Annotated in this window: 8 protein-coding genes; 6 read left to right on the top strand and 2 right to left on the bottom strand. The window is 64.2% G+C overall.

Annotated elements, in window-relative coordinates:
* Positions 1-150 precede the first annotated feature (150 nt).
* Positions 151-2,541, bottom strand: a complete 2,391-nt coding sequence (locus ACW172_RS15170) for a TonB-dependent receptor (protein ID WP_492032271.1) — start codon at positions 2,539-2,541, stop codon at positions 151-153.
* Positions 2,542-2,754: 213 nt separating this feature from the next.
* Between ACW172_RS15170 and ACW172_RS15165 the strand changes: the two genes are divergently transcribed.
* Positions 2,755-4,848 (top strand): hypothetical protein, encoded by a 2,094-nt coding sequence (locus ACW172_RS15165; protein WP_492032270.1) that lies wholly within the window; start codon positions 2,755-2,757, stop codon positions 4,846-4,848.
* A gap of 144 nt (positions 4,849-4,992) precedes the next feature.
* Positions 4,993-6,591 carry a tannase/feruloyl esterase family alpha/beta hydrolase gene (locus ACW172_RS15160; protein WP_492032269.1) on the top strand — a complete coding sequence of 533 codons (1,599 nt, stop codon included), beginning with the start codon at positions 4,993-4,995 and terminating at the stop codon, positions 6,589-6,591.
* 61 nt (positions 6,592-6,652) lie between these two features.
* Here the strand turns inward: ACW172_RS15160 and ACW172_RS15155 are convergent, their stop codons facing one another.
* Positions 6,653-7,324, bottom strand: coding sequence for a TetR/AcrR family transcriptional regulator (locus ACW172_RS15155; protein ID WP_492032268.1), 672 nt, complete (start codon positions 7,322-7,324; stop codon positions 6,653-6,655).
* A 337-nt stretch (positions 7,325-7,661) separates the two neighbouring features.
* Here ACW172_RS15155 and ACW172_RS15150 point away from each other — a divergent pair, with 337 nt between their 5' ends.
* From ACW172_RS15150 to ACW172_RS15135, 4 genes are all read left to right on the top strand, one after another.
* Entirely contained in the window at positions 7,662-9,329 is a 1,668-nt protein-coding gene (locus ACW172_RS15150) for a carboxylesterase/lipase family protein (RefSeq protein WP_492032267.1), read from the top strand.
* A 48-nt stretch (positions 9,330-9,377) separates the two neighbouring features.
* Entirely contained in the window at positions 9,378-10,214 is an 837-nt protein-coding gene (locus ACW172_RS15145; protein WP_492032266.1) for an SDR family NAD(P)-dependent oxidoreductase, read from the top strand.
* 3 nt (positions 10,215-10,217) lie between these two features.
* Positions 10,218-11,150: a nuclear transport factor 2 family protein gene (locus tag ACW172_RS15140; RefSeq protein ID WP_492032265.1), complete on the top strand. Its 933-nt coding sequence runs from the start codon at positions 10,218-10,220 to the stop codon at positions 11,148-11,150.
* 224 nt (positions 11,151-11,374) lie between these two features.
* Complete coding sequence (locus tag ACW172_RS15135; RefSeq protein WP_492032264.1) at positions 11,375-13,612, top strand: TonB-dependent receptor; 2,238 nt, start codon at positions 11,375-11,377, stop codon at positions 13,610-13,612.
* Positions 13,613-13,742 lie beyond the last annotated feature (130 nt).

The raw sequence follows: 13,742 nt of genomic DNA, 5'->3' as shown, positions 1-13,742 counted from the left end.
GGAGCACGGTCCTGTCCCGAAAAAAGCGCGACGCCTTTGAGTCCCGGATACAGGCTCCCCAACGCGAACGCCGCCGACCGATATCCGATCCGGAAGCGCCCGGAAAGCGAATGCCGATCGGCGGCGTCTGGTCGGAGAGACCGCTGCGGTTCAGGTTCCGAAGTCGAAGCGAAGCTCCACCCCGAAGAAGCGGGGCTGGCCGTACAAGTAGGTAGCCACGCCGAATTGACTGGTCAGCTGGTTGTTCGTTCCCGTGGCATAGTCCTCATCGGTGGCGTTGCGGACGTAGGCGGCCGCGCTGACCCCTGTTCCGTTGATGTTACGCCAGTCCGCCCGAAGATCGATCCGGGTATAGCCGTCCAGATTGGTGCCCATGCTCGACAGGGCGACGAGGGGGTTGCCGTTGGGCACATTCGCCGGATCGGTCGCGATTCCGCTCTGGTAATAGACGCTGGCGAGGGCCGACAGGTCCCCCATCCCCTCAGGCAAGGGAATCTGCACCCGCGGCGTGAAGTTCAGCTGATGTTCCGGCGTATTGGGGAACTTGCTGTTCGACAGATCGCCGAGCAAGGCGTCGGTGTAGCTGTCGTATTTCGCATCGAGATAGGTGTATTGGAGCGAGGCGCTGAACCAGTCGGTCGGCGCGACGGTCACATCCAGATCGACGCCGGCGATGGAACCGGCCGCAGCATTGCGCGTCACCGTCGAGGCGGGGACCGTGGCCAGATTCACGAAGCGCTGGATGTTGGTGTAGTCGTCATAGAAGACGTCAACAGCATAGCGCACCTGCCAGCCGCCGAGCTCGGACAGACCCTTCACACCGGCCTCGTAGTCCGTGACCTCTTCAGGCTGGAAAAACTGATCGGCCGGATCGATTGCTGTGCCATTGAAACCGCCGCTTTTGAATCCCTTGCGGACGGTCGCATAGACGTTGAGGTCGCGATCGAACTGATAGTTCACCGCCAGATTCCAGGTGGTCGCGTCGAAGGATGCGAAGAGCCGTGCGCCGGCGCCCGCGTCCAGTCCGGTCGGATAAGGCTGAAGCGGAGAAAACAGCACGAAGGTCTCGGACGGTCCGCTCGACCGTTCGTCGGTGGTTTTGCGGACGCCTGCGGTGAGGGTGAGCTGGTCAGTGACCTTCCAGTCCGCCTGGCCGTAGACCGCATGGCTGCCGGAAGTGGATTGCGCGATATTGACCGCCTGGATGACGCCGCCGTTGGGCAGCAGGCCCGGGATACGGACGAACTGGCGGGTGTCGAAACCGTAGATCAGCGGCGTGTTCGTATCCTCGGTGAAATAGCCGATGACCCCGTCAATATTCCAGAGGTTGAACTGGGCCTGGAACTCCTCGGTCGTGCTCTTGCTCTTGGGACCCGTCGGGTTCGTGACATGCAGGACTGTGACCGGGCTGCCATCGAGGTCGTACGACTGGCCGGCGGTGTATCGGCGGCTGCTGTAGATGTTCTTCAGGGTCAGATGGTTGTTGAGAACCCAGGTCGTCGTATTGATCCAGCCCTGACTGTCGAGCTTGATGAAGTCGGGCTCGTAATTCGTGGCGATCGACCGCGGCCCCCGCGCATTCTGGGCCGCAAGCGCGGCCTGCAACTGGGCGTAAATCGGCTCGTTCGAGAACGTCGGCGTAATGACGGACAGCAGCAGGCCCGATCCGGCTTCGTCGACATGGACGTCCTGATACAGCAACGTGTTCTCAAAGCCGTCGAATGGACGCGCCGTGAGGCTGGCGCGCCAGGCCTCCCGATGTTCGTTGTCCATCTGGTCGCCAGTGGTGACGTTGTCAGTGTAGCCGTCGCGTCGCAGCACCTGACCGGCGACCCGGAACATCAGCCGGTCGCCCAGGATGGGGCCGCCCACGCCGAACTCGACGTCACGACGATCGTAGTTGCCGACGCGGCCCAGCAGATAGCCGTTGAAGTCCTCGCTCGGCGCCTTGGGCGCGAACAGGATCGCGCCCCCGGTCGTGTTGCGTCCGAACAGCGTGCCCTGCGGTCCCTTCAGGACCTGAATGCCCTGCAGGTCGAAGATGGCGTCGCCGAATGACGGCACCTCGGCGAAATACGGGACGACCCCTGGAGAGTTCTGGCCGAAGGCCTGCCCCTGCCCCCGGATCGAATAGGTGATGTTGTTGCGGTTCGCGGTTGTGTTCTGAATGCTCAATCCGGGCGCAGCCTGTCCCAGGTCATTGGCGTCCCGCACGCCCTTTTCCTGAAGGACTTCCTCGCTCAAGGCCGTGACGGCGATCGGCACCTCCTGCAACCGCTCCTCGCGGCGACGAGCGGTGACGACGACGTCATCGACCGCGGACGTCTGATTGAGGTCATTGGATTTCGGTGGCGCCTCCTGAGCCATTGCGAGCGCTGGCGCCGTCAGGCAGGTGGCGAACAACAGGCCGGCGAGGCCAAGCCTGTGCATTGGGCGCGCGGATTTCGCGCCGGAAGCGTGGTCAGTCATCGTTTCCTCCCATGCCGGCAAACGTCCTTTTTGGACGCAGGTGAGATGACCTCCCTGCCGTGCATTGAACAAATCAGTCTCACATGTTCAGAATGTCAGCAAGAACATTCGTCTGATATCAGAACGCCAGTTTCCACGCCCAGGCGCAAAAAGCCTATCCGGTCACACTTTCGGCAGAATTCCGATAAGAGAACGATTGACTGATTTCAGAACGTCCGGATAGGCTTGGCCCGTTCCGCCGTAGAGCGGAGACCCGGAAACGGTCACACATTGGGAAGAACGCCTATGCTGGACGTGGTCGATAAGACGCCGCTGGACACCCGCGGCTACGCCGTGCGGGACAGCTATTTCGGAGCCCCCTACATCGACCGGGACGAGTGGCGCGAGAAGCCCTACCCCCATCGCAATGTGCACGGCGGGTTCGAGAACACCGACACCCGCTTCACCTTCTACTTCCCCGCCGAGGACGAATGGGGCGGTCGGATGTACCACCCGCTGGAAGGCGCCCACGCAGGTCATGAGGAAGCTTTCGCCGGCGCCATGGGCGCCCTGCTCGGCGGGCTCGACATGATGGTCAAGCTGGGCGGCTACATGGTCGAGTCGAACTCGGGCCACATCGGCGACGACATCGACCCTCGCGCCGGGATCGATCCTGGCCTCTACGGCTACCGCGCCAGTGTCGAGAGCGCCCGCTTTTCCAAATACATCTGCAAACAGGTTTTCGGCCGAGAACCCGACTACAGCTACGTCTGGGGCGGCAGCGGTGGCGGGCGGCGATCGCCGCTCTGCCTCGAATACTGCGATGGCGTCTACGACGGCGCCCTGCCCTTCATGGGCGGAGGCAACGTCGAGCCCCACGGAACGAATTCCCGCGTGCGGAGCGAACAGCCCTTCTCGTTCGGAAGCATGTTCAACGTCCAGCGCCTGCTCCGCGGAAGCAAGCTGGACGGCGTCATCGACGCCATGGCCCCGGGCGGCAGCGGCGATCCCTTCGCCGGCCTGACCCAGCACGAGCGCGAGGAATTGGCGAACCTCTACCGGCTCGGCTATCCGCGCGGCGACGAGTTCATGATCGCCAAACCCATGGGCCAGATCTGGCTATGGTGCTCGATCGCGAGCATGCTTTTGGAAGAAGACGCCGACTATTTCGCGAATTTCTGGACCCGGCCCGGATACATCGGAAACGACCGTCCGGAAGTGGTCAGCGATGACCTGATTGACGTCACCCTGCCGATCACGCGCATCATCACCGCCCAGGATTTGATGGGCGAGGAGTTCGCCGGAGCGGAGTACGCCGACTCCAAGGCCATGGTCATGCTGATGGCCTCAAGCAGCGGCGCCTGGGACCTGCCCGTCGCGATTGAGGTCAAGGGGCTGAAAGGAGGCTACAGCACCGGTTGCGGCGTCCTCATCAAAAGCGGCGCCGTGGCCGGTCGACAGTTGTTCTGCACCCGCGCCGTCGGCGACATCTGGTTCTGCGACGGGCGCGCGGACGCCAATATTCTGAGATTCCGGGGCGTCGAGGTCGGCGACACCGTCCACCTCGACAACCATGCCTTCCTCGCCTTCTGCTACGCCTATCGGCACCACATTTCCGAAGACCCGCTGAACGATTTCCTGCGGGTCGATGGCCAGCCCATCTATCCGCAGCACGGCGTGCCGGTGCAGTCGCCCCTGATGGGGGTGCCGTATTCAGGCCAGTACGAAGGCAAGCTGCTGTGGGTGCACCACACGCACGACGCGTCGCTGTGGCCGCCACAAGGGGTCATCTACAAGCGGGCCGTCGAGGAGGCCCAGGGGCCCGAAAAGGCGCGGGAGAAATTCCGCCTGCAGTGGACCCAGAACGCCGAACACGTCCCGCCGATGCTGCTGCCGACCAATCCCAAACGCGCGACCACGACGTGGCTCATCGACTACATGCCCGTCATCGAACAAGGCCTCGTCGATCTGGCGGCATGGGTTGAGCAGGGCGTTGCACCGGCCGAAACGACCTATGAGTTCTCGGACGGCAAGGTCACCCTGCCCCGCTCCGCAAAGGCGCGCGGCGGCGTCCAGCCTGTCGTCGAGGTCACGGCCAACGGCGCACTCCGGACCGATGCGAAGGTCGGGGAAAGCGTGACATTAACGGCCCACGCCGAAGCGCCGGCCGGCGCAGGGACCTTCACCCAGGCCCAATGGGATCTCGACGCCAGCGGGGCCTTCGCGCTCAAGGCCGAGGTCGCGCCCGGTCAGACCGAACTCACGCTCTCGACCATCGTCACGTTCGACAAGCCCGGCGTCTATTTCGTCACCTGCCGGGTGCGTCTGAACCGTGACGGCGACCCGACGGCGCGACGCCAACTCGAGAACCTCGCCTCAGCGCGGGTCATCGTCACCTGAGATTCCAAAGTCGATCTATCGGCGCGCTTTCTGTCCCGACGACCCCGATAGAGGGGCGCAGGACCACAACGTCCAGGGAGGACAATCGTGAGTCTATCTATGAAATCCAGGCTGCTGGCGTGCGGCGGCGCCGTCGGAGCGCTGATGTTATTCCATGCATCGACCGCCTCGGCGGGGACGTGCGAAACCGCCGCGATCCAGGCGATGGCGCCGGCCGACACCGTGATCACCTCGGCGACCCCGACGGCGGCGCCCCTGCCGCACTGTCGGATCGAGGGCTATATCACCACCACCAATCCGGGCCCGAACAGGGTCAATTTCCGGCTCCAGCTGCCCGACTCCAACTGGCAGAACCGCTATTACTTCATCGGCATGGGCGGAGCCGCCGGCTATGTCCCGTCCGACTCCCAGATCCCGGCGGGCAATCCGCTGGTCCAGGGTTTCGCGGTGGCCGGCACCGACACCGGCCACACCGGCGACATCCTCGACTGGAGCTTCCTGGCCGACCCCGCCAAGGCCCGCGACCACATCGATCGGGGCGCCCACGTCACGGCCGTGGCGACGCAGCAGATCACGCGCGCCTACTACGGCGGCCAGGCCTTCTATCGCTATACCTCCGGCTGCTCCGGCGGTGGGCGGATGACGACCGAGGCCATCGAGCGGCATCCTGAAGACTATGACGGGGTCCTGCTCGGCGCGCCGGGGGGGCGCAGTTCGGCGACCATGCTGGCCTTCATCAACGCCGCCCAGCAGATGGCTCGCGAACCCGGCTCCTGGGTCTCGCCCGCCAAGTTCGCCATGCTGGACGCCAGGGTCACGGCCGCTTGCGACGAGATAGACGGCGCGAAGGACGAGATCATCCAGGACCACACCAAATGCCACTTCGACTTCGACACGCTCGCCTGCGCGGACGGTGACAAACCCGACTGCCTGACCCAGCCCGAACTCAAGAGCATCAAGTCGATCGTCGCCGGGCCGCGCAGTCCGTCGGGCCAGATCAAGGTCGGTTTCCCGATCTCGAACATGAGCGTCTGGGCCGGGTTCATGGGCCAGGTGCCGCCGCCATGGTCGGACGCCTCCACACCCCAGAACATGATGCGATCCTCACCCGGCTACATCATCGGCAGTTCGCTGGCCAAGGTCCTGTTCGGCCCCGACTTCGACGTGATGAAGATGGACCTGAACGATCAGGCGACCATCGACCGTTGGTGGGAGGCGACCAAAAAGCTCGACTTCGGCTGGCCCTACAGCGCCAACCTCGCCGCCTATCATGCCAACGGCGGCAAGGTTCTGATGTGGAACGGCGTCAGCGATCCCTGCTGTATCGATACGGAAATGGAGCAGTACTACAAGGACGCCGCGGCCTCTGTCGGGGGCATGGATGATCTGCGCACCTTCGCCAGCTTCTATCGTGTCCCCGGCATGGGCCACTGCGGTTCGGGCACGGGTCCAGGCGACGCGCCCGACATGCTCATGACGACCCTGATCAACTGGGTCGAGAAGGGCGAGGCTCCCGGTCCGGTCGTCGCTCACCGCGGAACGGATCGCCAGCAGTTGCTGTTCGCCGATCCCGGCACGCGGACCGTGTCGGGCGTCCTCGTGCCGCCGCCGACCGGCGCGTCGCGAGACTTCATGCTGTGCCGTTATCCCGAAGTCGCTGTGTTCGACCGTTCGAAGGCCGGCACGCCCAACGCGGTCTATGACGCCGCGAACTGGACCTGCCAGGCGCCCCGACAGACCTGAACGCCATCCGGCTGCACGCAACGCCGTCCTGCCTGCGCAGGGCGGCGTTTTGCATGACCGATCAACCGCCGTCCGGCTTGCAGAAATCGGCGCGGGGGGTTGTTGAAAACGGGCTTGTCAAAACAGCGAGCGCCGCTTCGAACACGTCGCTGCAGTACTGGTCATTACTCACATAGCCCGTGGGCGACAGCTTCAGCTTTCCGCCCAGCTCCGAAATGCCGTTCAGAAAAACACTGGCGCTGAGCGCGAGGCGACGACGGAAGACGTCCGGTCCCAGATGCGACAGACTTTCGTTCAGCTTGCTCCGGATTTCGGTCGACGCGGGTGAAATATCGGTCGAGCGCACAAAGGGATGCTGTTCGGGATCCAGATGCATGACGGCCAAGGTGAACCGGGCGTAGTCCTTCATGTCCTGCGCCTCCAGCACCGTCACCAGCGGCGAGAACAAGCAGCTCAGCATCCGGGCGACGCTGAAGTCGTTCTCTGCGCGCGCGGCGTCCAGCAACGTCTGGCGGTGGCTCTCCATCGCGGGGAGCCGCATCTCCGACACGGCCTGGATCAGGCCGAGCTTGGAGCCGAAATGATGCTGGACGACATAATTGTTGGCCTGGCCCGCGGCCGTCGCGAGCTGGCGCAGCGAGACGCCATCCAGACCGTGCTGACCGTACAGGCGTTCGGCGGCCAGCATCAGTTTGCGAGCGGTTTTCGGGTACTCCTGGAAAAGTCTCGCCATCCCGGGTTCTTGCCTCAGCCACAGGGAAAATAAAAGCGGACGATCAGCCAAAGATTGTACCGAAATTTTGCAAATCCCAACTTAAGTCGCTTGACTTATATGGGAGCTGGACCTCAGATGCATCGGGGCGTTTTGTCCGAAGGCCGCCCAGGCCGCCGGGTGATCAGACCTCGAAAAAAGAGCCGCTCGGCGCATCGCCGAACGCTCGGGAGTGGAAACGCAGTCATCACCGTTCTCACCCGCTTCGCGGCGCGCTCGGCCATGCCGATTCCGCACGCCTGGCCCTGAACGGACTCCAGCAACGAGGCCGCGAGCGGCCTTCCGGAACAGGTTCGGCATGTCTCATCTCTTCGCCTTCACCGGGGCCGCGTCCGCATCGGCCGCCGTCCTTTTCGCCACCGTGCTCGCCGTAGCCCTGCCACCGTCCCCGGCCCGCGCCCAGGAAGCCGCGCCGCCGATCGTGACCACTGCCGAAGGCCAGCTTCAGGGCGTGCCCTCGCGAGGCGTCCTGTCCTTCCTGGGCATCCACTATGGCGCGGACACAGGCGGGGCCAACCGCTTCCTGCCGCCGGCTCCGCCGCCGTCCTGGGGCGGGGTGAGGGTCGCGGACCGGATGGGCGATCGCTGCCCGCAACCGCCTGTGAACATGCCGCCTGAAATGGCCAGCGTGCTGTCCTTCTCCGACCTGCCGACCAGCGAAGACTGTCTGGTTCTGAACGTCTGGACGCCCGCCGTCGCCGACAACGCCAAACGGCCGGTTATGGTCTGGCTGCACGGCGGGGGCTTCTTCCTCGGCAGCGGCGGCGACAAATACTACGAGGGCAGCAACCTCTCGCGGGGCCAGGACGTGGTCGTGGTCACGCTGAACCACCGCCTGAACGTGTTCGGCTATCTTCAGCTCGGCCCGGAGGCCGGGCCCGAATACGCCGACTCCAACCTTGCCGGGATGCTCGACATCGTGGCGGCTCTGAAATGGGTCAAGGCGAACATCGCCCAGTTCGGCGGCGACCCGGACAATGTCACCATCTTCGGCCAGTCCGGCGGCGGCTCCAAAGTCAGCACCCTGCTTGCCATGCCGGCGGCCCAGGGGCTGTTCGCCAAGGCCATCATCGAAAGCGGCGCGGCCGTGAAGGTCGGCACGGTGGAAGCCGCTACCGCCACGCGAGACAAGCTCTACACCCAGCTCGGACTACAGATTGGCGATGTTGCGGGCTTGCGCGCCCTGCCCACGGACACGCTGATGCGGGCGGGAGCCCGCGCCGGACTGCTCGCCTATATGCCCGCAGTCGATGGCGAGACCCTGCCCACCAATCCCTTCGATCCCGTCGGTTCGCCGCTGTCGGCCAATGTCCCGATCATGGTCGGCTCAACCAAGGACGAGGCCACCAACGTCGTTCTCAGCGACCCGACCTGGCAGACGATGACCGAGGAGGATCTGGTGACCCGTGTCGGCGGCATGGTCGGCCCCCAGGAAGCGGCCAACACCATCGCCCTCTATCGCGCCCAGGCGCCGAACGACCGGCCGATGCATCTCTACACCAGCATCATGACCGACATGATGTTCACCTCGAGCTCGATCACCCTGGCGGAGCGCAAGTATGCCCAGCGGGCCGCACCGGTCTACATGTACAAGATCGACTGGAACTCGCCGGTGCTGGGCGGCAAGCTGAGGTCGCCGCACGCGGTCGAACTGCCCTTCATCTTCGACAACGTCGACGTTTCGGCCGGTCTGGTCGGCGCGGGTCCCGACCAGGATGCGATGGCGCGTCTTATGAGCGCGACCTTCGCCGCCTTCGCCCGCACCGGAAACCCGTCGATCCCGGGCGCCCCCGCCTGGCCGGCCTATACGCCGCAAACGCGCGAGACCTTCATCTACGACGTCCATCCGACCGTGGTCTCCGATCCCGACAGCCAGCTCAGGACCTACTGGGCCGAGCGCGCGGCGCGGCCCCAGCCGGGTGAATCACCGATCCAGAGCGTCATGGACGGCAAGAAGTTCGAATAGCCCCTCCCTCGAAAACGGCCTCATCTCCCCTGTGAACGGAAGAATTGCATGACACGTCTGACCGGCAAGACCGCCGTAATCACAGGGGCAGGATCGGGGATCGGCCGCGCCTCTGCGCTGAAGTTCGCTGCGGAGGGCGCGGCGGTCGCGGTGACCGACATCCTCGGCGACACCGCCGAGGCCGTCGCCGAGGAGATCCATGCGGCGGGCGGCAAAGCCGTCGGCTTCGCCGTCGATGTCTCGGATGATCTGGCCCTCAAGGACATGGTCGATCGCACCATCGGCGAACTCGGCAGGCTGGACATCCTGTTCAACAACGCCGTCAACACGGCGGCCGGGAAGCGCAAGCGGGACGTCGACTTCCTGGAGTTCGACGCCGCGGTCTTTCACGAGATCGTCCAGGTCAATGTGCTGGGCGGTGTGCTCGCCTCGAAATACGCCCTGCCCCACATGCTCGAGCGCGGCAGCGGCTGCATTCTTTTCACCTCCTCCACGAGTTCGCTGGGCGGCGACGTCGCCCAGTTTTCCTATGGCGCGTCCAAGGCGATGGTGAACTGGTACGTCAAGACGATCGCCACCAACTACGGCAAGCAGGGGATCCGCTGCAACGCGGTGATCCCCGGCGTGATCGAGACCCCGGCGATGAAGGCCTGGGCCAGCGCCGAGATGCATGCCGCCTTCATGAAGCTGCAGAACGCGCCGCGCCTCGGCCAACCCGAAGACATCGCCAACCTGGCCGCGTATCTCGCGTCCGACGAGGCGGCCTTCATGAACGGCGGGCTCTACAAGTGCGACGGCGGCATGACGGCGCCCCTGCCCTTCGCCCAGCTTCAGCTCGACTATCTGATCCCCCGGCACAAGCCGGCCGCAGCCACGGAGTTCTGAGCGATGGGCGCGATCCAGGAAGGCGTCGTTCGCGACATGCTGGCGGGTTGGTGCGACGAAGACGGCCCGGATATCGAGCGGATTCTCGCCGGGTTCGCCGACGAAGCCCGCTGGACGCTCTACATGCCGGACGGTCCGACCCTCATCGGCAAGATCGCCATCCGCGCCGAGCTGGAGCGGCAGGCCGCCCGCATCGTCGACGTCCGCAGTGAGGTTTTGCTCATCGCCTCAAGCAACGACATGGTCATCGCGGAACGACGAGACCGCTTTGTCCGCGGTGATCGACCGATTGACCGCTGGATCGCCGGCGCATTCGAATTCAACGAGGCGGGCCAGATCACCGCCTGGCGCGACTATTTCGACGGGCTCGATTTCGCACGTCAGGCCGGCGTGCCTCCGGACGCCCTCTCGGGTCTCGAGGACAGGCCCACGAGCGCCTCTCTCGATCAGCGACCGCCCATTCCCGAAGCGACCGATGGATCGGGACTGAGGATCGCCCTGCATCCGCCGCAGGGGCCCGAACAAGCCCTGATCGAGGCGTTCTGCGACGCCTGGGGCGACGGCACGCCCGCCAGTCGGCCCGACGTCGATCGCATCGTCGCCATGATGGCGCCCGACGCGGAGTGGCGCCTGTGGGTCCCTGGCGGCCCTCTGGTGAAGGGCCGCGACGCCCTAAGGGCCGAGATCAATCGACAGATCGCCTACTCCGGCCACAATCGGTGCAACACCGTCCATGCTGTCTCGAACCGGCATGTGGTCATCCAGGAACGGTCCGACTGGGCGGTACTGGTCGGGCGTCCGTGTCCGCATCAGATGATCGCCATCTACGAGCTGGACGACGACGGTCTGATCGTCCGGTGGCGGGAATATATCAACATGGCCGATCTCGACAGGAAACGCGGCGTCAAGGCGGAGGCGGCCCATCTCTCCGACTAATGTTAAGTCACTTGACTTACATTTCTTGCAGGATCAATCTCCTTTCAGGCTCAGAGTATTGATCGGGCCCAGAAGCACTTTTCCGGGTATTCGCGTCAGGGATCGCTTCCGGCGAGACAGTCGCGACAGATTACGCGTACGGCACTGACTTCAAGCCAGCTCCGATATCAAGGATGGCGTAGACTGTCCTGAGCTGGCCAACATCATTTCCTTAGGGGGAAACCATGGCTAGACACCTTCTGCTCGCGGGAGCGAGCGCGCTTGCGCTTGTCTCAGGCCCGTCCATCCTCGGCCTGGACATCGCCCACGCCCAGACCTCGGCGCCCAAAGAGGAACAGGCGGCGCAACTCGATGACGTCGTGGTGGTCGCCCGGCGGTCCGAGGAACGCCTTCAGGACGTCCCGCTGAGCGTCACCGGCATCTCATCCGAAGAGCTGGAAAATCACACGATCACCACCGGAACGGATCTTCAGAAACTGGTCCCCACCCTCAATGTGGGCGTGAGCATCTTCGGCGGGACGCAGCAGTTCTCTCTGAGAGGCGTCCGCACGGGGGTGGTCAGCTATCTGAATGAAGTCCCGGTCAATGGCGTCCTCGCCGACCAGATGCTGTGGGACCTGTCATCGATCCAGGCCGTGTCCGGACCGCAGGGGACCTTGTTCGGCAAGAACAGCACCGGCGGCGCCGTCCTGTTCGTACCCAGAATGCCCGGCCGCGACATCGACGGCTATGTCGAAGGCCGTTTCGGCAGCTTCAATCTGCGTGAAGGCACGGCGGTCGTGAACCTGCCGGTCAACGACATGTTCGCCCTGCGGTTCGGCGCCCAGGTGACGCTGCGCGACGGGATCATCGACAACCTGACCGGTCCGGATCTTCAGGCGCTGGACCACCGGTCGCTGCGCGTTTCGGCGCTGTTCACGCCGAACGACGCCTTCAGCAACTACACCACCTTCAACTACGCCCACCGTGACGACACGCCCTACGCCCAGATCAGCGGCGCCGGCGCCGGCACGCCGGTCTGCCCGACGGCCCTGCCGTCGTGCATTTATGGCGCCGCCTACGCCACGGAACTGGCCGCCCAACGGGCGCGGGGCATCCGCACCGTTTCCATCCCGCTGAACGCCAGCCAGACGGCCTCGCCGTGGCAGCTGACCAATGTGATGACCGGACATTTCGGTGGCCTCACGGTCAAATACATCGCCGGCTATCAGCACAACGAGGACCGTCAGTTCACAAGCCAGCTCTCGATCCCGTTGCCGGTCATCATCGGCCTCAATGAAAACGAGACCAGCCTTCAGACCCACGAACTGCAAATGCTCGGCAACGCCTTTTCGGAACGTTTGACCTGGGTTGCGGGTCTCTACTCGTCCAACAGCGACGTCGACAACTTCAACTCTTATCTGCTGTTCGCTCCGGTCGGCACGCCGCACAACAACAATACGACCCAGCAGACCGGCGGCAACACGACCACGGACTCAAGGGCGGTTTACGCCCAGGGCACTTACGCCCTGACCGAACGCCTGAACCTGACCGCGGGGGTTCGCTACACCGAGGACGACGTGAAGACGGCCCAGTTCGGCTACAGCCCTGGACACGTCTGCAACCTTCCCGCCGCTCTTCCCAGCGTGAACATCTCGACCTGCATCCAGTCGATCGCGGCCAAGACCGATGCCGTGACCTACAATCTGTCCCTGGATTTCAAGGCGACCGACGACCTTCTGATCTATGCGACCACGCGCAAGGGCTACAACGCCGGCGGTTTCAACCCCAACATCAACGACCCTGATCTCGAGGTCGTGCGGCCGGAATTCATCACCGACTACGAAACCGGTCTCAAGGCCGACTGGAGCCTGGCCGGCATGCCGATCCGGACCAACGTCTCGGCCTTCTACGCCCGGTACAAGGACATCCAGAGGACGACTTCGCTGGTCTTCGACAATCTGATCGTGACCGGAAATTTCAACGCCGCCGAGGCCACGATCTACGGCGCCCAGATCGAACTTCTGGCCCGGCCCATCGAACCGCTGACGATCCAGGCGTCCTACGGCTATCTGCATACCCAATACGACAGCTTCCAGAACGCCCTTCTGGGCGACGTCACGGGCAACAAGTTCGCCCAGGCGCCGGAAGACACGGTCAACATCTCGGCGACCTGGCGGCATCCGCTGCCGACAGGCGAGTTGGTCGCCAACGTCAGTTATGCCTACATCAGCGAGGTCGCCTTCTCGGACGACAACCTGACCACCCCCGGCAATATCGCCCCGGGCTATGGCTTGGTCGACGCCCGGATCGACTGGAAGAACGTCGGCGGCAGTGACGTCGACCTGGGCGTCTACGTCAAGAACGCGACCGACGAGGACTACATCCTCAACACCACCGACCGGACCAGCCGCTTCGGCTTCGACTCGCGGCTTTACGGCGATCCGCGGACCTTCGGCTTCGAGATCCGCCGCACGCTTTGACCCCACCACCCCGCCTCCCGCTCCCGAACCGCAAGGGTCGGGAGCGGAGCTCTTTTGCAGGGCGCTGGCGGACCGATGAAGGACAAAATATGACTGACGACAGCCGCCGTGATCCGAGGTTTGTCTCGAA

It is taken from the genome of Brevundimonas sp. ALps5 (genome assembly GCF_058681645.1).
The sequence above is the reverse complement of the archived record's forward strand: the minus strand, read 5'-3'. Positions and strand labels throughout refer to the sequence as shown.